17 protein-coding genes are annotated in these 25,658 nt (G+C 71.9%); 10 read left to right on the plus strand and 7 right to left on the minus strand.

Annotation, left to right across the window (positions count from 1 at the left end; all coding sequences use genetic code 11):
* Positions 1-6: 6 nt before the first annotated feature.
* Positions 7-939 carry an amino acid ABC transporter permease gene (locus ACIF83_RS14545; RefSeq protein WP_393469112.1) on the minus strand — a complete coding sequence of 311 codons (933 nt, stop codon included), beginning with the start codon at positions 937-939 and terminating at the stop codon, positions 7-9.
* A gap of 37 nt (positions 940-976) precedes the next feature.
* On the minus strand, positions 977-1,936 hold the full coding sequence (locus ACIF83_RS14550; protein WP_393469115.1) for an ABC transporter substrate-binding protein: 960 nt from the start codon (positions 1,934-1,936) through the stop codon (positions 977-979).
* A 573-nt stretch (positions 1,937-2,509) separates the two neighbouring features.
* Here ACIF83_RS14550 and ACIF83_RS14555 point away from each other — a divergent pair.
* On the plus strand, positions 2,510-3,730 hold the full coding sequence (locus ACIF83_RS14555; protein ID WP_393469118.1) for an NADP-dependent malic enzyme: 1,221 nt from the start codon (positions 2,510-2,512) through the stop codon (positions 3,728-3,730).
* A gap of 195 nt (positions 3,731-3,925) precedes the next feature.
* The gene (locus ACIF83_RS14560; protein WP_393469121.1) at positions 3,926-4,891 is read left to right on the plus strand and encodes a zinc-binding dehydrogenase; all 966 of its coding nucleotides are present in this window, start codon (positions 3,926-3,928) and stop codon (positions 4,889-4,891) included.
* Positions 4,892-4,983: 92 nt separating this feature from the next.
* Here the strand turns inward: ACIF83_RS14560 and ACIF83_RS14565 are convergent, their stop codons facing one another.
* Both ACIF83_RS14565 and ACIF83_RS14570 read right to left on the minus strand, forming a co-directional pair.
* Complete coding sequence (locus ACIF83_RS14565; protein WP_393469123.1) at positions 4,984-6,060, minus strand: PadR family transcriptional regulator; 1,077 nt, start codon at positions 6,058-6,060, stop codon at positions 4,984-4,986.
* 1 nt (position 6,061) lies between these two features.
* Complete coding sequence (locus ACIF83_RS14570) at positions 6,062-7,045, minus strand: DUF4097 domain-containing protein (RefSeq protein WP_393469126.1); 984 nt, start codon at positions 7,043-7,045, stop codon at positions 6,062-6,064.
* Positions 7,046-7,313: 268 nt separating this feature from the next.
* Here ACIF83_RS14570 and ACIF83_RS14575 point away from each other — a divergent pair, with 268 nt between their 5' ends.
* From ACIF83_RS14575 to fxsT, 8 genes are all read left to right on the plus strand, one after another.
* Positions 7,314-7,493, plus strand: coding sequence for a DUF6104 family protein (locus ACIF83_RS14575; RefSeq protein ID WP_003992906.1), 180 nt, complete (start codon positions 7,314-7,316; stop codon positions 7,491-7,493).
* Positions 7,494-7,611: 118 nt separating this feature from the next.
* Complete coding sequence (locus ACIF83_RS14580; RefSeq protein WP_398137580.1) at positions 7,612-8,022, plus strand: CU044_2847 family protein; 411 nt, start codon at positions 7,612-7,614, stop codon at positions 8,020-8,022.
* Positions 8,019-10,169, plus strand: coding sequence for a trypsin-like peptidase domain-containing protein (locus tag ACIF83_RS14585; RefSeq protein ID WP_399726768.1), 2,151 nt, complete (start codon positions 8,019-8,021; stop codon positions 10,167-10,169). The genes ACIF83_RS14580 and ACIF83_RS14585 overlap by 4 nt, the downstream gene beginning before the upstream one ends.
* Positions 10,170-10,346: 177 nt before the next feature.
* On the plus strand, positions 10,347-11,360 hold the full coding sequence (locus ACIF83_RS14590; RefSeq protein WP_393469135.1) for an AAA family ATPase: 1,014 nt from the start codon (positions 10,347-10,349) through the stop codon (positions 11,358-11,360).
* Between the two features lie 7 nt (positions 11,361-11,367).
* Positions 11,368-14,715: an SAV_2336 N-terminal domain-related protein gene (locus ACIF83_RS14595; RefSeq protein WP_399726772.1), complete on the plus strand. Its 3,348-nt coding sequence runs from the start codon at positions 11,368-11,370 to the stop codon at positions 14,713-14,715.
* A 91-nt stretch (positions 14,716-14,806) separates the two neighbouring features.
* A complete protein-coding gene (locus tag ACIF83_RS14600; RefSeq protein WP_399726774.1) occupies positions 14,807-15,085 on the plus strand; it encodes a hypothetical protein in 279 nt (92 codons plus the stop codon).
* A complete protein-coding gene (locus ACIF83_RS14605; RefSeq protein WP_399726777.1) occupies positions 15,082-16,365 on the plus strand; it encodes an HEXXH motif domain-containing protein in 1,284 nt (427 codons plus the stop codon). Before ACIF83_RS14600 ends, ACIF83_RS14605 begins: the two co-directional genes overlap by 4 nt.
* Before the next feature lie 80 nt (positions 16,366-16,445).
* Positions 16,446-19,448, plus strand: a complete 3,003-nt coding sequence (gene fxsT / locus ACIF83_RS14610; protein WP_399726780.1) for an FxSxx-COOH system tetratricopeptide repeat protein — start codon at positions 16,446-16,448, stop codon at positions 19,446-19,448.
* A 244-nt stretch (positions 19,449-19,692) separates the two neighbouring features.
* Here the strand turns inward: fxsT and ACIF83_RS14615 are convergent, their stop codons facing one another.
* The 3 genes from ACIF83_RS14615 to ACIF83_RS14625 all read right to left on the minus strand — a co-directional run bounded on the left by ACIF83_RS14615 (position 19,693) and on the right by ACIF83_RS14625 (position 25,654).
* Positions 19,693-23,502 carry a multifunctional oxoglutarate decarboxylase/oxoglutarate dehydrogenase thiamine pyrophosphate-binding subunit/dihydrolipoyllysine-residue succinyltransferase subunit gene (locus tag ACIF83_RS14615; RefSeq protein WP_393469150.1) on the minus strand — a complete coding sequence of 1,270 codons (3,810 nt, stop codon included), beginning with the start codon at positions 23,500-23,502 and terminating at the stop codon, positions 19,693-19,695.
* Positions 23,503-23,804: 302 nt separating this feature from the next.
* Positions 23,805-24,917, minus strand: coding sequence for an ATP-binding protein (locus ACIF83_RS14620; protein ID WP_393469153.1), 1,113 nt, complete (start codon positions 24,915-24,917; stop codon positions 23,805-23,807).
* The gene (locus tag ACIF83_RS14625; protein WP_145883083.1) at positions 24,914-25,654 is read right to left on the minus strand and encodes a response regulator transcription factor; all 741 of its coding nucleotides are present in this window, start codon (positions 25,652-25,654) and stop codon (positions 24,914-24,916) included. Before ACIF83_RS14625 ends, ACIF83_RS14620 begins: the two co-directional genes overlap by 4 nt.
* Between the last annotated feature and the right edge of the window lie 4 nt (positions 25,655-25,658).

Here is a 25,658-nt window from a genome sequence, read left to right on the forward strand (position 1 = left end):
TGTCGGTCATGCCGCGACCTTCCTGCTCGAGAAGGTCGTCAGGTGCGCCCTGACCTTCTGCCACGGAGTGGGCGGCAGGCTGCGGCTGGAGCCGCGCGCGTAGTACCGCTCGATGTAGTACTGGCCGACGCTGAGGATCGACGTCATGATCAGGTACCAGGCCGCGGCCAGGAAGTACATCTCCACCGGGGCGCCGGAGTTCTGGCCGATGTCCTGGGCGTAGCGGAACAGCTCCGGATACTGGACGGCCGCCACGAGCGAGGTCGTCTTCAGCATGTTGATGACTTCGTTGCCGGTCGGCGGCACGATCACCCGCATCGCCTGCGGGATGACGATCCGGCGCAGCGTCTTGCTGTGGCTCATGCCCAGCGCGTGGGCTGCCTCGGTCTGGCCCTCGTCGACCGCGAGCAGACCGGCGCGGCAGATCTCGGCCATGTACGCGGCTTCGTTCAGACCGAGGCCGAGCAGCGCCGTCAGCAGCGGCGTCATGAAGTCCGACCAGTAGTTCTTGTAGATCGGACCGAGGTTGATGTACTCGAAGACCAGGCCCAGGTTGAACCACAGGAACAGCTGGACCAGGACCGGGGTACCGCGGAAGAACCAGATGTAGAACCACGCGATCGACGAGGTCACCGGGTTCTTCGACAGGCGCATCACGGCGAGGCCGATGCCGCCGAGGATGCCGATCAGCATCGACAGGACCGTCAGCAGGAGGGTCTTGTAGACACCGGTCAAGATCCGGTCGTCGAAGAAGTAGTCCGGAACCGCGTGCCAGTTGATCTTGCCCTGGCCGAACGCGTAGATGATCGCGACGAGGATCGCGATCGCGATGACGGCGGTGACGTACCGCCCGTAGTGCCGGACCGGGATGGCCTTGATGGCCTCCGGGCCGGCCGGCGGGGTGTCCGCCGGCTCCGCCGTCTTCTCGATGTCAGTCACGGGTGTTGCCTCTCGGTGGCCGCTCGGGTGCCGCGGGTCACTTGCCGCCGTTGATCGCGGACTCCTTGACGGCGCCGTCCTGGGCGCCCCACTTCTCGAGGATCTTCTCGTAGTCGCCGCTCTTGATGACCGCGTTCAGCGCGGCCTGGAGCGCGTCCCGCAGCTGGGTGTCGCTCTTGGCGACGGCGATGCCGTACGGGGCCGCCTCGACCTGGTCGCCGACGATCTGGAAGTCCTTGCCGCCGCCCGAGGTCTTCACCGCGTACGCGGCGACCGGGAAGTCGGAGGAGGCCGCGTCCACGCCGCCCGAGCGCAGACGGGTCTGGGACTGCTGGTCGTCGTCGAACGCCTCGATGGTGAGCTTCTTGCCGCTCGGACACTTCTTGGCCTCCTGCTTGGCCAGGTCCTCCGAGACGGTGCCGCGCTCGACGGCGATCTTCTTGCCGCACAGGTCCGTCCAGGACGTGATGCCCTTGGTGTCGCCCTTGCGGGTGTAGATCGAGACACCGGCGGTCAGGTAGTCGACGAAGTCGACGCCCTCGCCGACCTTCTTGCCGGTGTCCGGGTCGACACCCTCCTGACGGTTCTTGTTGTCCGTCATCGCCGACATCGCGATGTCGTAGCGGCCGGAGCGAAGGCCGGTGAGCAGGGCGTCGAAGGTGCCGTTCTCGAACGTGAGCTTCACGCCGAGCTGCTTGCCCATGGCCGCCGCGAGGTCGGGGTCGAGGCCGACGACGTTGCCCGAGGAGTCCTTGAACTCGACCGGGGCGTACGCGATGTCCGAACCGACCTTGATCTCGCCCTTGTCGCGGATCTCCTTGGGGAGCTTGTCGGCGAGCGGGGCGTTGCTGGTGGACGCACTGCCGGAGCCGTTGTCCTTGCCCTTGGTCTGGTCACCGCAGCCGGTGAGCAGCAGGGCGCCTGCGACCGCGATCGCACCGACCGCAGTGAGCCGGGAGTGCGCGGCGGTCGTACGACGGGTGGAGCTTGCGGTCATCGTGGTTCCTCCGGCGGAAGGGAAGAGGTGCCGATGGGTCGACGGAAACACACACCATCGGGTGTCGCGACCTCGTGGGTTTACCGCATCTTGCCATTCGGACTACGCCATTCAGGGGCGTCACTATGTCAAAATCGCATAACGGGTGACCCCCGAACCGCGTCAGGTCCCGCCAGGACGGGACTTCACGGCCGCAGATCTGCGGAAATCCATCACTCCGGCCGGAAAATCTTCGGGTCATCTCACGATGTGGTCCCTCGTTGCGCGGATGATCGATCAGGTCCGAGTTACCCACGAGTCACATCCGTGTCGTACTCGTGTCAGCCGCGTGTCATCCACGTGTGGCCTTCTGGTCGCGAGATGTGACCTTGCACCTAATGGACTCGTCGTGAGCGCCGTCCGTCCGGTAAGAAGGTTCTTTACACCCCTCATCCGGGGCTCAGGGCGCGTGTGCGGCGCGCCCGTCGCGTATGTGCTCGTACGTATCAGCAATCGGGCCTTACGCGGTGCCCGCCCACCCCTCACCAGGAGTGGTCGACCCTCAAACCATGCATACCTAAGGGGTAAAACAAAGTGGCAGCGGAGATCGTCAATCCTCGCAGCGACAGCAGTACGGATCAGGACGGGGCCGAGCCCCTCGATTCCTTCGATCCGGCGTTCGCGCTGCACCGTGGCGGCAAGATGGCCGTGCAGGCCACCGTGCCGATCCGCGACAAGGACGACCTTTCCCTCGCGTACACGCCCGGCGTCGCGCGCGTGTGCACCGCGATCGCGGAGCAGCCGGACCTGGTCAACGACTACACCTGGAAGTCCTCCGTGGTGGCCGTCGTGACCGACGGTACGGCCGTGCTCGGGCTCGGGGACATCGGTCCCCAGGCCTCCCTCCCCGTGATGGAGGGCAAGGCGATCCTGTTCAAGCAGTTCGGTGGTGTCGACGCGGTGCCGATCGCGCTCGACTGCACGGGCGTGGACGAGATCGTCGAGACCGTGGTCCGGCTCGCTCCCTCCTTCGGCGGAGTGAACCTGGAGGACATCTCGGCACCCCGGTGCTTCGAGATCGAGAAGCAGCTCCAGGAGCGGCTCGACATCCCGGTCTTCCACGACGACCAGCACGGCACGGCCGTCGTGACCCTCGCGGCGCTGCGGAACGCGGCGCGGCTGAGCGGGCGCGAGATCGGGCAGCTGCGGGCCGTCATCTCGGGCGCCGGCGCGGCCGGTGTCGCCATCGCCAAGATGCTGGTCGAGGCCGGCATCGGGGACGTGGCGGTGGCGGACCGCAAGGGTGTCGTGTCGGCGGACCGTGAGGACCTGACGTCGGTCAAGCGCGAGCTGGCCGGTTTCACCAACAAGGCCGGCATCACCGGCTCGCTGGAGGACGCCCTCGCGGGCGCCGACGTCTTCATCGGCGTCTCCGGCGGTACGGTCCCGGAGGAGGCCGTGGCCTCCATGGCGGAGGGCGCCTTCGTGTTCGCGATGGCCAACCCGAACCCGGAGGTCCACCCCGATGTGGCCCACAAGTACGCGGCGGTCGTCGCGACCGGGCGCTCGGACTTCCCGAACCAGATCAACAACGTGCTGGCCTTCCCGGGCATCTTCGCGGGGGCGCTGCAGGTGCGGGCCACTCGGATCACCGAGGGCATGAAGATCGCTGCCGCGGAGGCGCTGGCCTCTGTGGTCGGGGACGACCTCGCCGCCGACTACGTCATCCCGTCGCCGTTCGACGAGCGGGTTGCTCCGGCCGTGACCGCGGCGGTTGCTGCCGCTGCTCGTGCCGAGGGCGTTGCGCGTCGCTGACGTTGCGCCGAATGGCCCCGCCCGTTCGGGCGGGGCCATTTTCTTTGCGCACCCGCCCGCCCGTTCGGGTGCCGCGAGGGCGCCCGCTCGGGCGGGGGTGCCGGGCTGCGCCGCACGGGTGCCGTCACGCAAGAGGGCATGTGTCACAGCGCCGTGCAGTTCCGTCAGCTGCACAGCGCACCTATCGTCGAGCCCATGTTCGCTGCCTACGCCGCCCGAATCGACCGCGACCAGCCGCTCTCCGGCCTTGAGTTGGGGGAGCGTCCGGCCCCCGAGGCCCGGCCCGGCTGGAGCACGATCACTGTGCGGGCCGCCTCCCTCAACCACCACGACCTCTGGTCCCTGCGGGGCGTCGGACTCCCGGAGGAACGGCTGCCGATGATCCTCGGCTGCGACGCCGCCGGGATCGACGAGGACGGCAACGAGGTCGTCCTGCACTCCGTCATCGGCCAGACCGGTCACGGCGTCGGCCCCAAGGAGCCGCGTTCCATCCTCACCGAGCGCTACCAGGGCACCTTCGCCGAGCAGGTCGCCGTGCCGACCTGGAACGTCCTGCCCAAGCCGAAGGAGCTGTCCTTCGCGGAGGCCGCCTGTTTGCCGACCGCGTGGCTGACGGCGTACCGGATGCTGTTCACCAACGCCGGGGTACGACCCGGTGACTCGGTCCTCGTGCAGGGCGCGGGCGGCGGTGTCGCCACGGCCGCGATCGTGCTGGGCAGGGCGGCCGGTCTGCGGGTCTTCGCCACCAGCCGGGACGAGGCGAAGCGGAAGCGGGCCCTGGAACTGGGCGCGGTCGAGGCGGTGGAGCCGGGGGCCCGGCTGCCGCAGCGGGTGGACGCCGTCATCGAGACCGTCGGCGCCGCCACCTGGTCCCACTCGGTGAAGTCCCTGCGGCCCGGCGGAACGATCGTCATCTCCGGTGCCACCAGCGGTGACCGTCCCTCGCACGCCGAGCTGACCCGGATCTTCTTCCTGGAGCTGAAGGTCGTCGGCTCCACCATGGGCACCAAGGAGGAGCTGGAGGACCTGCTCTCCTTCTGTGCCGCCACCGGCGTTCGGCCCGTCATCGACGAGGTGCTGCCCCTGGACCGGGCCCGCGAGGGCTTCGAACGGCTGGAGTCCGGCGACCAGTTCGGGAAGATCGTCCTGACCAACGGCTGACGTGCCGCGGCCGCCGAGGTGCGGCCGAGGCTTCTCGGTCCGGCGGCGCGTCCCGGGTGTCCGGGGCGCGCCGCCGGGTCGCCCCGGGTGGGTCAGACCTTCGGGCCGCGCAGCAGCGCCCCGATGTGGGCCGCCGCCGTCGACAGGTGGCGGCGGGCGTCGCGGAGCTGGTCGGCGGTGACTCCGTGGTCGCGGGCCGCGTCGCGGATGTCGTCGCGGAAGCGGTCGAGCAGGCGGTCCAGGTCGCGGGTGGGGTCGCCGGTGCCGTCCTCGTGGGCCCAGGACGGCTCGTACTCGGCCGGGAAGTCCGCCGGGGTGGTGGAGTAGTCCGGTCCCGGCGCGGGGGCCGGCTTGCGGGCGCCCTGGCCCGGCTCCCCGGCGGCGCGGCCGAAGCCCCGGTCCCTGCCGAACTCCTTCCCGTAGTCCTTCCCGAACTCGCCGAACTCCTTGGCCAGTTCGGTCAGGCCCTCCCGTACGCCGGTCGGCCAGTCGCCGCGCGCGAAGTGGTCCTGCACCCGCTCCTGGACGTGGCGGGCGATGCGCTGCATCTCCTCCTGGGCCTGGGCCCGCGCCCGCGCCTGGGCCTCCTGGGCCTGGTGGCGGGCCCGCTGGGCCTCCTCGCGGGCCCGGCGGCTCTCGTCCTTGGCGCGGCGGGCCTGTTCCTTCCACTCCTGCTTGACCCGGCGCATCTCCTCCTTGGCGGTCCGCCAGGCCTCCTTCTCGGTGAGGTCGCCGTACTCCGCGAAGGGGCCCGCCTCGCCGCCGCCCGCCCTGGCGCCCCGACGGGCCTCGGAGGCGGCCGCGCGCACCTCGCGCCGCAGGTCGCCCGCCGCGCCGCGCACGTCCGCCTTTATCTCGGCGGCGAGTTCGGCGACGGACTCGCGGATCTCCAGCTCCAGGTCGGCGAGTTCGCCGCTGCGGTCGGCCAGTTCGGCGCGGCCGGCGTCCGTGATGGCGTACACCTTGCGGCCGCCCTCGGTGGTGTGCGTGACCAGCCCCTCGGCCTCCAGCTTGGCCAGGCGGGGGTAGACCGTGCCCGCCGAAGGGGCGTACAGGCCCTGGAAGCGCTCTTCGAGGAGCCTTATCACCTCGTAGCCGTGGCGCGGGGCCTCGTCGAGCAGCTTGAGCAGATAGAGGCGGAGGCGGCCGTGGGCGAAGACGGGGGGCATGTCAGAGCACCTTCTTGTCGGTCGTGCCGTCGGCCGGGTCACCGGGGGCGTCGGAGCCCTGGCCGGAGACGGAATTGTCCCCCGGGGCGGCCCCGGGTCCGGCCGCCGGGTCGGCCGGTGTCCCGGTGGCCACAGGACCGGCGGGCGGCGCCGCCTCCCACGGGGTGTCGTGCTCGTCCTCGCCCGGCGGCCGGCGCAGCAGGGCGATGGACCCGGAGACCGTGGTGGCCCGGAGTCTGCCGTTGCCCGCGCCGAGACGGCCGGTGATCTTGTGGGCACCCCACTGGCCGTGCACCCGCAGGCCGTCGAAGGCGTTGGAGATCGTGCCGCTCGCGGTGTTCGCCTCCACGTCCGCGTCCGCCGGGTGCGGCAGGCGGATGGCGATCTCGCCGGAGACGCTGGTCAGGCGGACGTCGGTGGGGCCGTCCGGGTCCAGGTCGATGATCATGGAGCCGCTGACGGAGTCGGCGCGGACGGAGGGGCCCGAGCCCTCGACCACGGTCAGGTCGCCCGAGACCGAGTTGAACCGCAGGTCGCCCGTGACGGCCTGGGCCTCCAGGCTCCCGGACACGGTGTCGGCGCGGACCGGGCCGGAGAGGCCGACGAGGGTCGTGTCGCCGTTGACGCCCTTGATCACCGAGGGGCCGCTGAGGCCGGAGACGACGGCGCCGGCGCCGACCACGCCCACCTCCACGCGCGTGCCGGCGGGGACCGCGAGGGAGACGACCGCACTGCGCCGCCAGCCCTTGCGGTCGAGCCACTTGAGGAAGCCCTTCCAGGGCAGGTCCTCGTAGGCCACCGTGAGGATGCCGCCCTCCTGTGTGACGGTCAGGGGCGGGCCCTCGATGTCCGAGACCTCGAGGCGGGCCGAACCTTCGTCCGTGCCCACGACGTTCACCGTTCCGTTGACGATGCGCACATGCAGGTCGCTCACGGGGGTGTCGAAGGTGAGCTTCTGCGGCTCGGCGACGGACCACTCGGACATGGGGAGCCTCCTCGGCGGGGCACGGTCGCGCTGCCGCGACGCGCCATATCGCGTCTTCTGTCAAACACGATATATCGCGGTCGTCGAAAGTCAAGGCACCTTTTCGTGTTGTTCCTGGCGCATGGGGCGCCGGGGCCGGCGTACGAAAGGGTGCGCGGGCACGGGTTGCTCATCCGCTGGGGCGCGGTGCTGCGTGGGTGCACGGGACGCGACTGTTCCCCGTTGCATAGGCTGTCCCTGAGCTACGTACACGCAGGAAAGGCAGCCCATGTACTTCACCGACCGCGGGATCGAGGAGTTGGAGAAGCGGCGCGGCGAGGAAGAGGTCACGTTCGAGTGGCTTGCCGAGCAGCTGCGCACGTTCGTGGATCTGAACCCGGACTTCGAGGTGCCCGTCGAGCGGCTCGCGACCTGGCTCGCGCGGCTCGACGACGAGGACGACGAGTAGGCGGCAGCGGTCACTTCCGTCACAGTAGGGGCGATCATCGGCCTTCTCGTCCGATGACCCTCCCCTGTCGCTTTTTCCGGAGTTAGCCTTCTCCTCCCATTCAGCGAACGGGGGCGTCATGGGTGGAGGGGTCGAACGCATACGGCTCGACGACGGAACCGTCGTCTGGGCCAGGCTCGGCGCGGCCGACGAGGAGGCGCTGGACGACGGCACGTACTGGGACACCGGGTTCGGGGACCGGGTCATCGACATGGCGGGCGGCCTCGCCGGCACGGTCGGGGGCGTCGTGCGCTCTCTGCGCGCCGGTCTGGACACACCCGCCCCGGTCGAGGTGTCCGTCAGCTTCGGAATCGAACTGACGGCGCAGGCAGGCAAGATCGTGAGCGCCATCGCGGAGGGCGGCGGCAAGTCCTCCCTCACGGTGTCCCTGACCTGGACCGAACCGCCCACGACGGCGGACGGCACGGATCCCGCGGCGCCCGGCGGTGCCGTCGTACCGCCCCGGTCCCCGGACTCCGGCACCGTATGAGCGCCTTCGACGAGATGGTGCGCCCCTCCCTCGCACGCATCGGCGCACCAAGTGACGGGTATGCAACGGACCGTGACCTGTACTGGGGGTCGGGGTTCTTCATCGCCCCGGGCTGGCTGTTGACCTGCGCCCACGTCGTGGGGAAGGGGGGAGCCGCGGTGTGCCGAGGGGAGAGCGCCATACGCGTGACCTGGCAGGAGCGCACCGCTGCCGGCACCTGGGAGGAGCGCACCGGCGCCGGGACGGCCGAACTCCTCGCGCCACGGCCCGAGACCCCTGAGTCGTTCCGTGATCCCTGGCCGTTCCCCGACCTCGCGCTCGTCCGCGTCAGCGGCGCGGACGACGTGCGCTGTCTCTGGCTGAGCGACCGGGAGCCGGTCGCCCGCGCCCCGATCGGGCTGTACGGCTGGTCCGTGCAGACCGGCGAGCTGGGCATCCGGCACGGCACCGGCGAACTGGCGGGCTCCGACGCGCGGGCGCTGCTGCTCGGCGGCAGTCTGCCGATCGGCGGGCTGTCCGGCGGGCCCGTCCTGGATCTGCGGCACGGGTCGGTCATCGGCGTGATCAAGGGGCGCCGCCGGGAGGAGGGGGTTGCCGTCCCGGTCGCTGCACTGCACGAGCTGCCGGACCCGCGCGAGGGCCCCGCCGTCCTGCACGAGGTCCTGCGCGCACACGACCTGCACCACCTCCGCCTCCTCGACGACCCGTCGCCGTACGCCGACTGGACCGCGCTCCAGGCCGGCCTGCCCGCCCTAGCGCCCCCCGCTTCCGGGATCACCGCCGACCTCCGCACCCGGCTCTACGGCCATCTCGCCGAGCTGCCGCCGCCCGCCGGAGCGGGGGAGATCGTCCACCTCGTGGAGGAGGTCAAGGAGCAGGTGCGCGGCGAGCGGCTGCTCTCGCTGGTGCTGCAGAACGTGCGGACGTGGCGTGAGGGCGCCGGGCTGCTGTACGGGCTGCGCACGCTGGAACCGGGCGGCGGCGGCACACTCGTCGACCTCGACGCCGTCCTCCTGTACGCGGCCAAGGTGATCCGCAGGACCGTGCAGGAGCGTCCCGGCGAGGTGGATCCGGCGCGGCTGAGCGCGTTCACCGGCTGGCTCGGCCGGCAGGCGGACGGCCACCGGAACTGGGCGGTGGGCGAGGCCGTCCGGGGGCTGCTGGAGGGCGTCGAGGTCCAGGGCGGCGACGGCGCGCGGCCCGCCGGGCCGGCGGCCCCGCCCGTCGTACGGCCGGCCGCCACCCGGACCGATGTCCTCGTCAAGGTGGGCCGGCCCATGTACGACGGGCGCTACCCGTGGAGCGTGCAGCTGATCTACGACGGCCTGGACGTCACCCCGGTCGACGCCGACGACCGGGGGGTCCGCGTCGAGGAGCTGGCCGCGGCGCTGCGCGGACCGCTGGCCCAGGCGCTCAGTCAGGGCGACCACGGGGAGCATCTGGCCGCGGTCGAGGTGTTCCTGCCCCGCAAGCTGTTCGATCTGCCGGTGGACGAGTGGCAGTTGCTGCCCGGTGCCGAGGCCGTCGCGGAGACGGACACGGACGAGGACGTCGACGACGGTGACGTCGTCGACGAGCGGTCCATGCCGCTCGGGATGCGCCGGACCGTCGTCATCCGGGACGTGCTGCGCAACGACCGTCCGCCCACGCCCGAGTGGCGCAGGCGCCGGCGCGGTGTGGTCGGCGGGCCGCTCGTGCACGAGCCGCTGCACGGCCGGGCCCCGGCCGACGGCCACCCCGCCGCGGCCCGTGCCGCGGGCAAGTACCCCTACTACGGTGCCCTGTCGGCGATGGACGACACGTGCGTTCCGGTCTACTGCGGTCCCGTCGGCAGCGGGGAGGGGCAGGCGGCGATGAGGGACGCGCTGATGGCCGGCCACTCGGTGGTGCTCTGGCGCCGGGACCGGCACGACCACGACGAGTGCAAGGACTTCCACCGGCAGGCCGCCCATGTGCTGGGGATGGCCCGGAACGCCGAAGGCCTGCACGGCCCGGTGCGTGACCTGCGCATCCGGCTGTACGACCCCGAGTCGGCCCGGGCTCAGGGCCTGCGCGGGAAGCTGGCCGTGCTGTTCGATCCGCCGGACCGGCCGCCGTACGGCACCGAGACGATGCGACCGCCGCCGCTGGCCGCCCCCGGCGGCTGACCGGCCGCGCATCCGCGCCGGACACCCCGTCAATCCCCTTGATTCGAAAGGCTGTTCGGTGGGCCGGAAGTCAACGCCGGACCCCCCGAACCCGAGCGGACACGGCCGCCTGACGGTAGCCTCGTCGTCGAACGGCCGGGCCCGCTGCATGATCACCAGAGCCGGGAGGAGCCCAAGGTGAACGACTGGCGGATCTACCGCGGAGTGGGTCAGCCGCACGACGGCATGCTGCGGTTGCCGGCACCGCCGCCCTGGCGCGACTTCGCGGCCTCCCGGGAGAGCACGGAGACCGGCCCGGAGGACCCCAGCAGCGCCCGCCGGCTCGGCGTCCGCCGCCGTCTGGTCGAGAGCTACGCGCCCCGGCCGGCCGAGGTGGACGCGGTCAACGCGGCCCTCTACCTGCGCCGGCCCCTGCTGGTGACCGGCAACCCGGGCACGGGCAAGTCCACCCTGGCGTACGCGATCGCCCATGAACTCGGCCTCGGCAAGGTGCTCCGCTGGCCCGTCGTCAGCCGCACCACCCTCCAGGACGGCCTGTACCGGTACGATGCGATAGGCCGCCTCCAGGACGTCCAGCTGGAGCGCGCCCGCGGCGCCGAGGATGCGACGGCCGCCCCCGGCATCGGCTCGTACATCCGGCTCGGCCCGCTCGGCACCGCGCTGCTGCCCGCCGAACAACCCCGCGTGCTGCTCATCGACGAACTCGACAAGAGCGACCTCGACCTGCCCAACGACCTGCTCAACACCCTGGAGGAAGGCGAGTTCTCGATCCCCGAGCTGGAGCGGCTGGCCGACCGCGAACCCGTCGTCGAGGTGCTCGACCACGACGGCGACCGGGTCGCCGTGCGCGGCGGACGGATCGCCTGCACCGCCTTCCCGGTGATCGTCCTTACCTCCAACGGCGAACGCGACTTCCCCGCTCCCCTCCTGCGGCGCTGCGTCCAGCTGGAGCTGGACCCGCCCGGCGAGGAGCAGCTCACCGCCATGGTCGAGGCGCACCTCGGCGCGGACGGCGTCGAGGCCGGCCCGGATCTCATCCGCAGGTTCCTGGAGCGCGAACCCGGCGAGGTGCTCGCCGCCGACCAGCTCCTCAACGCCCTCTTCCTCACCCGGCACGACCCGCGCGCGCAGAGCCTCACCCGGGAGCGGATCGCCGAGATGCTCATGCAGCCGCTCGACCGTACGAGGTGATGGCCCGATGCCCGGGATGCGCCTGGACGAGCTGATCGGCAAGCTGCGCCAGGGCGGGCTCGACCTCACCGCGGAGGACGTGGCGGACGCGGTCTGGCTGGCCCGGCGGCTCGGCGCGGCCCCGCCCCGCGACGCCCCCGGAGCGCCCGGCACCGCCCCGGCCCGCCAGGTCGACGGCGACTCGGATCCGTTGCCGCCCGACTCCGCCGAGACGCCGGTCGCCGAACCGCCCCGGACCCGGACGGACGCCCCCGCAGCCCCGGTCCCGCTGCTCACACCCGGCCTCACACCGCGCCCGCAGTCCGACTCCGCCGCGCCCGCCGCGTTCCCCGTCCGCGCTCCCGCCGCCGGCGCCCTGCCGGGACTGCTCGGCCTGGAGAAGGCGCTGCGCGCGCTCGGCCGCTACCGGATCGCCTCCGCACGCTCCGAGGACGAGCCGATCGACGAGGAGGCCACCGCCGACCATGCCGCCGCGAGCGGCATCCTGCTCCCGGTCACCCGGCCCGGCCGCCGCCGGCGCTGCGACGTCCAGCTGCTCATGGACACCGGGCCCGCCATGGCCGTCTGGGGACAACTGGTCGAGGAACTGCGCCAGGCCTGCCAGCAGTCCGGCGCGTTCTCCTCCGTCCGCGTCCACCACCTGTACGCCGACGACTCCGGCGCACCCCTCATCGGTACGACCGCGGGGCCCGGCCGGCACACCCGGCTGCGCCCCGCCGACGAGCTGCACGACCCCACCGGCCGCCGGCTCACCTTCGTCATCAGCGACTGCGTGGGCCCGCTGTGGCAGAACGGCAGCGCACAGCGCCTGCTGCACCAGTGGCCGCGTACCGCCCCGCTGGCCGTCGTCCAGCCGCTGCCGCCCCGTCTGTGGGGCCGTACCGCGCTGCCCGCCGAGCCCGGCCTGCTGCTGCGGCCCGCCGAAGTCGGCGGCCGCCTCGGCTTCCTGCCCGACGACGAGCCCTGGGAGGAACCGGCGCCGGGCGCCCGGCCCGTACCGGTGCTGCAACCCACCCCGGAGGCCTTCGAGGCCTTCGCACGGCTGCTCGGCGGCGCGGGCCCCACCAGCGAGCGTGCCTGGGCGGCCTTCACCGACCCGGGCGCGACCCCTGCGGCCGCCCCCGCCACGGCGGCACCGCGCAGCGACGACGACCTGCTGCGCGCCTTCCGCGCCGGAGCCTCACCCGGCGCCCTGCGCCTGGCCGTCTACCTCGCCGCGGCCCCCCTCACGCTGCCCGTCATGCAACTGGTCCAGCGGGCGATGCTGCCCGACACGGGCCCCATGGAACTGGCCGAGGTCCTGCTCGGCGGGCTGCTCCGACAGCTCCCCGGCACCGAGGACCAGCCCTGCTTCGCCTACTCGGGCCGGGTGCAGGACCTGCTCCTGTCCTCCCTCGACCAGGACACGGCCGGCCTCGTGCTCAAGCACTGCTCGGCCTATGTGGAACGGCACTTCGGCCGGGGCACCCGCAACTTCGCCGCCCTCGCCGCGGCCCGGCTCGCCGACCACGGCCCGGCCACCGGAGCCGCGCCCCTGCCCGAGGACCCCGGCTCGGCGGAGGGCGGCGGCAGCGTCGAGGCCGAGCTGTTCGCCCGTATCCCGGCCCGGGTCCTGCGCTTCTACCTGCCGGACCTGGTCACGCCCGACCCGCTGACCGAGGCCGAGCGTCTGCTCGACCAGTGGCACCACCTGGCCGACCCGGAGGTGCTGCACCGCGCCCGCGAACAGGCCCTCGCGGCAGCCGTCCCCGGCACCGGGACCGCCCCCGGCGCCGGGCTGCGGTCCCACCTGGTCCTAGGCCGCATCCTGCGCGCCGAGGCGGGTACGGCGGCCGCGCATACGGCGGGGAGGCGCGCCGAACTGCTGCGCGAGGCCGCGACCGAACTCGCCGCGGCCCACGCGGCGGCCCCCGCCGACAGCCGCGAACGGGCCGAGGCGGCCCTGGAACTCGCCTCCTGCCGACGTGAGTTGTGGCAGCTGACCGCCGAGACCGACCACCTCACGGCCGCCCTGGACGTCCTGGACCCCGAGCTGGCTCCCTGGGCCGGGCTGACGGAGCGGGCACGGTCCTGGTTCGGGGCGCGGCAACGGGAGGACGGGGGCACCGAGCTGGACGGCTCCGGCGGATTCGACGCGCCCGGATCCGAGCCGGACGGCCCCGGTGCCGACCCCGGCGATCCCTTGGCGTCCGGACCCGCCCCGGCGGACTCCGAGGGGCGTCCGGGCCACAGCCCGGCGGAGGAGGCGAGCGGGGTGCAGCAGGCCGCCGAGGCGGGCTCCGTGCCCTGGGCCGTCGCCGCCCACCGCGCCCGGCTGTTGCTGCGTGGCCGGATTCTGCTCGACCTGCGGCATCCCGGTGCGGCCGTCGGGGAGCTGCGGGAAGCCTGCGGGATTCTGGACGTTGAGAGAGCCACCGATGCCGTACGCGGGCCCGCGTTGCTGGATCTGGCGCGGGCCCTGCGGGAGTCGGGGGCCGAGGACGGGGAGACGCGGCGGGCGCTGCTGCGGGCCCGGCGGGCCGCCGGGGACGACCCCGAGCTCCTGCTGCCCTGCCTGGCCGCGCTGGCCGCCTTCCACGACGCGGCGGGGGAGGCCGGGGAGGCCGACGAGACGTACGAGCAGGCCGCGCTGCTGGCGCCCGCCGACGGCGCCCTGCGCTGCCAGCTCCTCACCGCCTGGGGCGAGTCGCTGCTGCGGCGGGCCTCGGCGCGGGACGGCGCGGGCATCGTGGACCGGGCCGAGTACGTGCTGCGCGAGGCGCTGAAGTCACTGCCCGCCCGGTCCGCCCAGCGCGGGCGGCTGCAGGGCCTGGTCGGCAGCGCACTGGCCCAGCGGTTCCGCCATCTCGGCTTCCTGCCCGACCTGTTCGAGAGCCGTCACCTGCTCGGACAGGCCGTGCGCGCGGCGGCCGACGCGGCCGTACGGGCCGAGGCGTGGCTGCAGTTGGGGCGGGTTCGGCTGGAGGGGTGGCATCACGCCGGCGCGCCGCTGCTGATGGAGGCGTTGCAGGCGTACGAGAACGCCGAGCGGGAGGCGCACGCCGCCCACGGCGCCGATCCTGGCTCGGTGACGGCCGCACGGGCGCGGCACGGCAGCGGGGCGGTGCTCGCGCTGATGGGGCGGCCCGGCGCGGCCCGCAATGCCTATCGGGCGGCCCGAGACCAGTGGCAGCGGCTGGTCGCGGCGCTGCGGGAGGTCGACTGGGCGGACGTGGAGCTGACCCGTGGCGCCGCGGAGGAGCCGGCCGCGGGCGGGTCCGGGCGGATGCCGGAGGAAGAGTGGCGCCAGGCCGCCCCACCGTGGTGGCCCTGGAACCTGGAGTGGAACAACTCGAGTGAGCTTGACCGGAGTTGATCCCGGTCGGGTTTCTGCTCCCCGCCAGTCGGGAAGAACTGGGCAGCTGTCACGGCCGTGCGGGGCGGGCGTGGGGCAGGGAGGAGCCGAGGTGGGGGAGCACAGGATACGGGCGGTCGGCCTCGGCCGGACGACAGGAGAGGGCCTGGTTCCGCCCGACCTCACTGACGTCGACCTGCAGACTTTGCGGGCCCTGGACGACCCGGGGCTGATCGCGGCGGTGGAGGGGGTATTGGCGGACCCCGAGGAGCTGCGCCGCGTCTGGTACACCAACCCGGACGACGACGCCGTACCGGAAGGGCCCGAGGGGCGTGCGTTTTCGGCCGGTCGTGCGCGGCGGCCTTTACGGAGTGAGGACACCGTGGCATGACCTCCGGGCCGGTCACGCCGGAGATCTTCGCCGAGGTGGCGCGGACCCGGCCGCTGCCCGTGGCCACCGCCGCGCTGCGTGCCGCGCTGCATGCCCGCCGGATGCTGCTGCTCAAATCCCTCCTCGTCCGCGTCGAACGCCGGCACGGTGCGTTGCCGCCCGCGGTACGGCGGCGCTTCGAGGAGGACTGGGCTCTGCTGGAGCGGGCGGAGCGGGCCGATCCCGTGGTGGTCCGTGAGGTGCTCGACTATCCGACGACCGGCGCCTGGCTCGCCGAGCTGCTTGCCGCACCCGACGGTCCGGCCTTCGAGGAACGGCTGGGCCGGCTGAGCGGTGTGGCGGTCGCCGCCGCGCTCCGGGCGGGGTGCCGTTTCACCACCACGTGCCCGCTGCCGACGGGCACCCTGTCCCTGCCCGGCATCGGCCTGCTGCGCTGCGCCCCCGGACCGGCCCGGCTGAGCGGCCGCGCCGGCGTCGTACGGCTCACCGACAGCGCGGGCGGCACGGTCCTGCTGTCCGGAGCGGCACCGGAGGTCCTGGGGCCGCGCCGGGTGCCCCACGGCCCGCCGGCCTGGTCCGCGCTGCACATGCTGCCCGGCGGCGCAGCCGTCCTCGACGACGTGGACCCGTACCGGGTGCCTGCGGGCGGAATCGGCCCGGCGGCCCTGCCCGGGGCCGAGCGCCCGCACTCCGACCACCTCGCCTGGATCACCCGCTGGCGCGACGCGCTGGCCCTGCTGGTCACGACGCATCCCGGCCGGGCCGCCGAGACGACGGCGCTGGTCCGTTCCGTCGTACCGCTCACGCCCCCGGCGGGCGCGGGTACGCCGATGAGCGCGACGCTGCGCACCGCTCCCGGCGCCGTCCTCACCCAGCTGCCGGCCGACCGGCGGGACCTGGTGGAGTTGCTGGTGCACGAGACGCACCACACCAAGCTGGCCGTGCTCGACGAACTCGTCCCCCTGAGGCGGCCCGGCGACGGCACCCTGCACCGGGTCGGGTGGCGGCAGGATCCGCGGCCCGTCTCGGGAGTGCTGCAGGGGGCGTACGCGCATCTGGCGCTGATGGACCTGTGGTGGAGAGCCCGGACCGGGCCAGGGGGCGACTGGACCTGGGGCCGACGCGCCGCGGAGCGGTTCGAAGTACACAGGGATCAGGTCGGCCAGGCCTTGTCCGTGCTGAGCGATTCCGATGAACTGACCCCCGAGGGAAGGGAGTTCGTCCGGAGCATGGGTGCACACCACGGGAGTCTCGGGGTGACCGCCCGGCAATCCGGATAACGCTCCGTAGAGGCGCCTTTGCGTTACGTTATGTGTGCGGCTGCCCGAGAGGGCGGCAGCCGCGGGAACAGGGAGCGACGATGGCGGAACAGCGGCGGTCGGGCGAGGCCGGGGCGGCGGCACACGAGCACGTTCTCGTGGTCTTCCCGGGATACCACCGCTCATGGGCGGCATGGATCGCGCAGTGCCTGGAGCGCCACGGGCACCGGGCCACCCTGCAGCGCTGGGATCCGCCGCGCGAGGTGCCCCTGGAGGACTCGCTCGGCGACCTGCTGCTGTCCAGCGGCAAGGTCCTCCTCGTCCTCAACGACTGGTTCTTCGAGCTCGGCCCGCGCCCGCCCGGCGAGTGGAACGACGCCCTGCGCGGTTTCGTGGCCGCGCACGCCGACCGCTTCGCCGCGGTCAACCTCACCAACCGGCCGCTGCTCCCGGCCACCGCGGTCCTGGAACCGGCCAGCCTGTGGGCACTGAGCGAGGAGGCCGCCGAGGAGCGCCTGCTGAGCCGGCTCGGCCTTGAGCGCCGCCCACGCCCGCGGCCCCTGCCCGATCAGATCCGCTACCCCGACGAGCGCTGCGAGATCTGGGGCGAGGTGCCGCGCCGCAACCCGCGCTTCACCGGCCGCGACGACCTGCTCAACCAGCTGCACCAGCGGCTCGCAGACGCCGAGCGCGGGGCTTCCGCCTGCACGCTCGTCGGCATGTCGGGCATCGGCAAGACCCAGCTCGCCGCCGAGTATGCGCACCGCTTCAGCACCGACTACGACCTGGTGTGGTGGGTCAACTCCGACGACCGCAACATCCAGCGCGACCGGCTCGGCGAACTCGCCGTGGAACTCGGCCTGCGGATCGGCAGCGAGCCCGGAGAGCGCATCCGCGCGGTGCGCAACGCGCTGCGGCGCGGGGAACCGTACGCCAACTGGCTGGTGGTCTTCGACGGTTGGGACGACACCGAAGGCGTGTCGGCACTGCTCCCGCAGGGCACCGGCCATGTCCTGATCACCTCACGCAACCGGGCCTGGAGCGAGCACACCGACGTCCTTGCGATCCCCTCCTTCCTGCGGGCCGAGTCCACCGCGTACCTGATGCGCCGCGCCCCGCACATCAGCGCCGCGGAGGCCGACGAGGTGGCCGCCGAGTTCGGCGACGTCCCGCTGCCGCTCGTGCAGGCCGCCTCCTGGCTCGGCGAGTCCGGCATGGACGTGGCCGAGTACCTGCGGATGGTGCGGGAACGGCGGCTGTCCACCGTCGACGAACCCGTCACCGGCGAGGGCTTCCCGCGTTCCTCCCTGACCTCGTGGGCCATACTGCTCAACCGCCTGCGCCGCTCCCAGCCGCAGGCCATCGACGTGCTGAGCCTGTGCACCTCGTTCGCACCCGGCCGCATTCCGCTCGGCCTGATCCGCGCCTACCCGCGGGCCGAACTGCCCGAGGAACTGCGCTGGATGTCCACCGACCTGCCGGCCTGGACCAGGGCCCTGGACACACTCGTCAACTACTCCGTGCTCACCCGGGAGACCCGCGGACCGCTGGCCGCCGAGATGGGCCCGCACCAGGAGTCCGTGCACATGCACCGTCTCGTCCACGACATCGTCTCCAAGCTGACCAGCGAAGACAGCCGGGACCTGCACCAACGGGCGGTACGCACCCTGCTCGCCGAGGCCGACCCCGGCAACCCGGCCGACAGCAGGAACTGGCCGCGCTACGCCGAACTGCTGCCTCACCTGGAACCCTCCGGCGCCCTGGAGAGTCGCCAGCCACGAGTCCAGGAACTGGTTCTGAACTGTCTGCGTTACTGCTCGCGCAGCGGGGAGTACAGTGGCGGCCTCGAACTGGCCCAGCAGGTGCGCCCTCACTGGTCCCGGTTCATGGATCCACTTGCCCAGCCCATGCTCGACCTGGCCACCCAGGAGAGCAACATGCTCCGCAACAGCGGCCGGTTCCGCGACGCCTACGAGCTGCACCGCGGCGTCCTGGACCGGCTGCAGGCCGCACCCGTGCGCAACGAGATCGGCGAGCTGGTCACCAAGAGCGCCATGGCATCCGGCCTGCGCAACCTCGGCCGATACCAGGAGGCGTACGACCTGCAGCGTGAGGTGCTCGACGGCAACGAGCGGCTCCTCGGTTCGGACGAGCCCCCCACCCTGGTCGCCCGGCACAATCTCGGTGTCGGCCTGCGCCTGCTGGGCCGCTACGCCGAGGCGCTGGAACTCGACCTGGAGACGCTGGGCAGGCGTGAGAGCGTGCTGCGCGCGCGACACATCAACACCCTCAACTCGGGCAATGCGGTCACCCACAGCCTGCGGCTGCTGGGCCGCTACCGTGACGCGCTCGCCCGCCAGGAACCGGTCGTACGCCTCCATGTGCAGGTGCTCGGCCCGCAGCATCCGCAGACCCTCGAAGCCCGGGCCCAGCTGGCCATGTGCAGACGCCGCGAGGGCGGTCACGCCCCTGAGGTCGGTCCGACCTTGGCCAGCCTGCTGGAGCAGCTGATCCAGCTGCACGGCCGTGAGCACTACCGGACCCTGGCCTTCATCACCAACTACGGCAACTATCTGCGGGAACACGGCGACCTCTCGCAGTCCCGTGAGCTGATCGACGAGGCCGAGGCCGGCTACCGGGCCCTGCTCGGCCCGGCCCACCCGGTCGCCACCGGCATGCTCTCCAACACCGGCCTGGTCATGCAGGCCGCTGGTGAGCGGGGAGAGGCCCTGTCGATGTTCGAGTCCGCCCTCGCCGGCCTCACCGCCACCCTCGGCGCCGACCACCCCTGGGTCCTCGGCTGCGCCCTCAACGCGGCCAGCGCCCGCAACCTGAACGGCCGGATCGCCGACGCCGTCGAGCTGAGCCGGGACACCCTGCGCCGGGCCCGGCACACCCTGGGGCACGAGCACCCGCTCACCCTCTCCGGCCAGGTGGCACTCGCCGCCGACCTGCGGGCCGCCCGTGAACACGAGGAGGCCGGGAAACTGGAGGACGACGGCCTGCTCGGCCTCACCCGTACCCTGGGCGCCCAACACCCCCACACCATCTCGGCCCGCCAACGCACGAGGCCGTACTGGGACTTCGAGCCGTACCTCGGCTGACCGGGGTTTCGGTTGCCCGGTGCTGTGGCTGGGCGGGGTTGAGTTTCGCTCGCCCGCGCTCGGGGGGTGCCACTACGAAGCCGACTGCACTGCAGTTCCCCAAGGGGCGCGGGGAACTGCGCGAGCAACCACGGACGGCCCGCAGCCGCGCACGGTCTCGACCACCCCCATGGGTGGGCGAAGGGCCCGGCACCGAGTCGGAACTCGGTACCGGGCCCTGAGTGTCGGCTGAACTGCCGGAGGCTTACGCCTCGAACACCTCACGCACCAGCTGCTCCTGCTCGGCCTGGTGGCGCTTGGCGGAGCCCACCGCCGGGGACGAGCCGTGCGGACGCGAGATGCGCCGCAGCCGCTCGCCGGCCGGGATGTCCGCGCCGACCGCCAGGTCGAGGTGGTCGATCAGGTTGAGCGCGATGAACGGCCAGGCACCCTGGTTCGCCGGCTCCTCCTGGGCCCACAGGTACTTCTCGGCGTTCGGGTACTTGTTGACCTCCGCCTGGAGCTCGGCACCCGGCAGCGGGTACAGGCGCTCGATGCGGATGATCGCCGTGTCCGTGACACCGCGCTTCTGCCGTTCGGCCTCCAGGTCGTAGTAGACCTTGCCGGCGCAGAAGACGACCTTCCTGACCGCGGCCGGGTCGGTGATCGACTCGTCGCCGATGACCGGGCGGAACTGGCCGCTCGTGAACTCCTCCGCCTTCGACGCCGCGGCCTTCAGACGCAGCATCGACTTCGGGGTGAACACGACCAGCGGCTTGTGGTGCGGGTTGTGCACCTGCCACCGCAGGAGGTGGAAGTAGTTCGACGGGAGCGTGGGCATCGCGACCGTCATGTTGTTCTGCGCGCACAGCTGCAGGAAGCGCTCCGGGCGGGCGGACGAGTGGTCCGGGCCCTGGCCCTCGTAGCCGTGCGGGAGGAGCAGGGTGACACCAGAGGTCTGGTTCCACTTCTGCTCGGCCGACGAGATGAACTCGTCCACGACGGTCTGCGCGCCGTTGACGAAGTCGCCGAACTGGGCCTCCCACATCACCAGCGCGTCGGGGCGGGCGAGCGAGTAGCCGTACTCGAAGCCCATCGCCGCGTACTCGGAGAGCAGGGAGTTGTAGACGTTCAGGCGGGCCTGGTCCTCGGAGAGGTACTGCAGCGGCGTGTACTCCTCGCCGGTGCTGCGGTCGATCAGGACCGCGTGGCGCTGGCCGAAGGTGCCGCGCTGGGAGTCCTGGCCCGCCAGGCGGACCGGGGTGCCCTCGAGCAGCAGCGAGCCGATGGCCAGGGTCTCGCCCATGCCCCAGTCGATCGTGCCGTCCTCGACCATGGCCGCCCGGCGCTGCAGCTGCGGCAGCAGACGCGGGTGGACGGTGATGTGGTCGGGGATGTTGACCTGGGACTCGGCGATCCGCTTGACGATCTCCGAGGAGATCGCGGTCGGGACCGTGACCGGGAAGCCGTCCTGCGGCTCCTGGACGACTCCGGCGGACGGCTGGGACGTAGCCTCGCGGACCTCCGTGAAGACCTTCTCCAGCTGGCCCTGGTAGTCCTGCAGCGCCTGCTCGGCCTCTTCCAGGGTGATGTCGCCGCGACCGATCAGGGACTCGGTGTAGAGCTTGCGCACCGAGCGCTTCTTGTCGATCAGGTCGTACATCAGCGGCTGGGTGAAGGCCGGGTTGTCCGACTCGTTGTGACCGCGGCGGCGGTAGCAGATGAGGTCGATCACCACGTCCTTGTTGAACGCCTGGCGGAACTCGAAGGCGAGCCGCGCGACGCGCACGACGGCCTCCGGGTCGTCGCCGTTCACGTGGAAGATCGGGGCCTCGATCATGCGGGCCACGTCCGTCGCGTACATGGAGGAACGCGAGGACTCGGGGGCCGCGGTGAAGCCGACCTGGTTGTTGATGACGATGTGGACCGTGCCGCCGGTGCGGTAGCCGCGCAGCTGCGACATGTTCAGGGTCTCGGCCACCACGCCCTGGCCCGCGAAGGCCGCGTCGCCGTGGATCGCCACCGGCAGGACGGTGAAGTCCGTGCCGCCCTTGTTGATGATGTCCTGCTTGGCGCGGGCGACGCCCTCCAGGACCGGGTCGACGGCCTCGAGGTGCGACGGGTTCGCGACCAGCGACACCTTGATCTGCTCGCCGTCCAGGCCGGTGAAGGTGCCCTCGGCGCCCAGGTGGTACTTCACGTCGCCGGAGCCGTGCATCGACTTCGGGTCCAGGTTGCCCTCGAACTCGCGGAAGATCTGGGCGTACGACTTGCCGACGATGTTGGCGAGGATGTTCAGGCGGCCGCGGTGGGCCATGCCGATGATGACCTCGTCCAGACGGGACTCGGCAGCGGAGTCGATGACCGCGTCCAGCAGCGGGATGACGGACTCGCCGCCCTCCAGGGAGAAGCGCTTCTGGCCGACGTACTTCGTCTGCAGGAAGGTCTCGAAGGCCTCGGCCGCGTTCAGGCGGCGCAGGATGCGCAGCTGCTCCTCGCGCTCCGGCTTGGAGTGCGGGCGCTCGACGCGGTCCTGGATCCACTTGCGCTGCTTCGGGTCCTGGATGTGCATGAACTCGATGCCGGTGGTGCGGCAGTACGAGTCGCGCAGCACGCCGAGGATGTCGCGCAGCTTCATCATCGACTTGCCGGCGAAGCCGCCGACCGCGAACTCGCGCTCCAGGTCCCACAGGGTGAGGCCGTGCTCGACGATGTCCAGGTCGGGGTGCTTGCGCTGGCGGTACTCCAGCGGGTCGGTGTCGGCCATGACGTGGCCGCGGACCCGGTAGGAGTGGATCAGCTCGAAGACGCGGGCGGCCTTGGTGACGTCGTCGTCGTGCGAGGCGTCGATGTCCTTGAGCCAGCGGACCGGCTCGTAGGGGATGCGCAGCGCCTCGAAGATGTCGTCGTAGAAGCCGTTCTCGCCCAGCAGCAGGTTCGAGACCTGGCGCAGGAACTCGCCGGAGGCGGCGCCCTGGATCACCCGGTGGTCGTAGGTCGACGTGAGCGTCATGACCTTCGAGATGCCGAGCTTGTTCAGCGTGTCCTGGCTGGTGCCCTGGAACTCCGCCGGGTAGTCCATGGAGCCGACGCCCATGATGACCGACTGGCCGGGCATGAGGCGCGGGACGGAGTGGACGGTGCCGAGGCCGCCGGGGTTGGTCAGGGAGACCGTGACGCCGGTGAAGTCGTCCATCGTCAGCTTGCCGTCGCGGGCGCGGCGGACGATGTCCTCGTAGGCCTGCCAGAACTCGAAGAAGTTCAGGGTCTCGGCCTTCTTGATGGCGGCCACGACGAGCTGGCGGTCGCCGTTGGGCTTCACCAGGTCGATGGCCAGGCCGAGGTTGACGTGCGGCGGCTTGACCAGGGTCGGCTTGCCGTCCTTCTCGCCGAACGACCAGTTCATCGACGGCATGGCCTTGATGGCCTGGACCATCGCGAAGCCGATCAGGTGCGTGAAGGAGATCTTCCCGCCCCGGGCGCGCTTCAGGTGGTTGTTGATGACGATCCGGTTGTCGAACAGCAGCTTCACCGGGACCGCGCGGACCGAGGTGGCCGTCGGCAGCTCCAGCGAGGCGTTCATGTTCTTCGCGACCGCGGCGGCCGGGCCGCGCAGCGTGATCAGCTCGGGGCCGTCCGGGGCCGCTGCGGCGGGCGCGGCCTTGGCCTTCGGCTGAGCGGGCGCCTGTGCGGGCGTCGCCGGCTTGGCCGGGGCGGGGGCCGCGGCCGGTGCCGCGGGAGCGGGGGCCGGAGCCGCGGCGGCGGGCTTCGGGGCCGCAGGGGCGGGCGCGGGGGCGGCGGGAGCCGCGGGCGCGCTCGGGGCCGGGGGAGCCGTGGTGGTGGTCCCTGCGGCCCCCGCGGCCGCAGTACCCGCCGGAGCCGCGGCGGCAGGCGCGCCCGGCTTGTAGTCGGCGAAGAAGTCCCACCAGGCACGGTCTACCGAGTTCGGGTCCTGGAGGTACTGCTGATAGATCTCGTCGACGAGCCACTCATTGGGACCGAACGCAGCAGCGGGGTTCTTCCCGGCTTGGTCATCGGTCGAGATGCTCGAGTTACTGGGGGACTGTGGCGACACGGCGGCAACCGCCCTCTTCCGCTTCACAAGGTTATGGACAGCGGGAATAAAGGCTACGCCTCCGAGACCGGGAAGGTCAGGTCGGGCCGGTTCATCGTCGCGTAAGTCACATCAGAAATCTTGTTTCAGGGCTTGATATGGCGGGAAACAAGCGTGGTTCCGCATGTGGGCCGGGGTGTGCGGGATCGCCGAGCGGGGCCCGGCGCGACCGACGCGGATGCGCGTCGCGGGCCTGTCCCTGATCACACGTGTCCGACTGCGGGGACGTACGTGGATCTTGTGGCTCCGGTTCGGACTTTACGTCAACTTGGGACGGAAGTCAGTCCCGGAAGAGTGACGATGATCCTGCAGCCCCGGTCGGATTCGGCCACACCGATTCGGCCGCTGTGCAGATCCACCGCCCACCGGGCGATCGCGAGGCCGAGCCCGGTGCCGCCGTCGCTGCCCGGACCGTGCGGCCGGGTCACCGAGCCGCGGTTGAACCGCTCGAACACGCGATGCCACTCGGACCGGGGGATTCCGGGCCCCTCGTCCAGCACCTCGAGTTCCAGCGACTCCGGCTGCGGCCCGCGCCGCGCCTTCACGGTGACCCGCCCGTGCGGCGGGCTGTGCTTGACCGCGTTGTCGATCAGGTTGGCGACGACCTGGTGGATGCGCTCGGGGTCCGCGTGCGCGGTCAGCTCCGGCGGGGAGACGTCCAGGTGCAGGTGTACGTCGGTACGCGTGTGGCTTCCGGAGCCCGAGGCCATGCCCGCGCGCGCGGAGGCGACCATGTTGGCCTCCTTCAGCACGCCCGACAGGTACGGCCACACCTCGAAGCGGCGCAGCTTCAGCGGTACGACGCCGTTGTCGAGCCGGGAGAGGTCCAGCAGGGTCTCGACGAGCCGGCCGAGCCGCTCGGTCTGTTTCAGGGCCGTCCGCATGGTTTCCGGGTCGGCCTCGGTGACCCCGTCGACGATGTTCTCCAGCACCGCGCGCAGGCCCGCGATAGGGGTGCGCAGCTCGTGCGAGACGTTCGCCACCAGCTCCTTGCGCTGGCGGTCCTGCGCCTCCAGCTCGTCGGCCATGACGTTGATCGTCTGGGCCAGGTCGCCCAGCTCGTCACGGCGGTTCTCGCGGACCCGGCGGGTGTAGTCGCCCTGCGAGATCGAGCGGGCCACCAGGTTCATCTCGTCCAGCGGCGCGGTGAGTGAATGGGCCACGAACTGCGTTATCAGCAGTGTGGCGATCATCGAGAAGACCGTGATGAAGCGAAGCTCCGTCTTGGTGTGCACCGCGACGATCGAGAGACCAGTGGTGATCAGCACCGAGATGACGACGAGTGCGCCCAGCTTGGTCTTGATCGAGAACGGGCGTACGCCACCCCAGGGATCCTCCCCGGGGCTCCTCCGTGCGGCCTCCCGCCCCTCGCTCATGGCGTCGGTGTCTCCAGCGCGTAGCCCACGCCGTGCACGGTACGGATCCGCTCGGCGCCGATCTTCCGCCGCAGCGCCTTGATGTGGCTGTCCACGGTCCGGGTGCCCGACGCGTCCGCCCAGTCCCACACCTCGGCCAGCAGCTGCTCCCGGGAGAGCACCGCGCGCGGGGTGTTCGCCAGGCACACCAGCAGGTCGAACTCGGTGGGCGTGAGGTGGACGTCCTCGGACTTCACCCGCACCCGGCGCTGCGCGTGGTCGATCTCCAGCTCGCCGAGACGCAGGATCCCCGAGCGGGGCGTGGACGCGGCGATGGCCGCCCGCTCCACGCGCCGCAGCAGGACGTGCACCCGCGCGGCCAGCTCCCGCATGGAGAACGGCTTGGTCATGTAGTCGTCGGCGCCGACGCCGAGCCCGACCAGCATGTCCGTCTCGTCGTCCCGCGCGGTGAGCATCAGCACCGGCACCGGGCGCTGGGCCTGCACGCGCCGGCAGACCTCCAGGCCGTCGAAGCCGGGCAGCATGATGTCGAGGATCAGCAGGTCGGGCTGCCAGGCCTCGGCCGTGTCGACAGCCGCGGGGCCATCGGACGCGGTCTGCACGAGGAATCCCTCGGCGCGGAGCCGGGCCGCGATGGCGTCGACGATCGTCGGATCGTCCTCGACGACCAGCACGCGGCGCTGCGCGCCCTGGGTCGTCGTGGCCGCGCCGGTCTGGGAGGTGTGTGTCTGCTCCATCGCC

The organism is Streptomyces sp. NPDC085866 (assembly GCF_044541035.1).
Classification (GTDB): Bacteria; Actinomycetota; Actinomycetes; order Streptomycetales; family Streptomycetaceae; genus Streptomyces.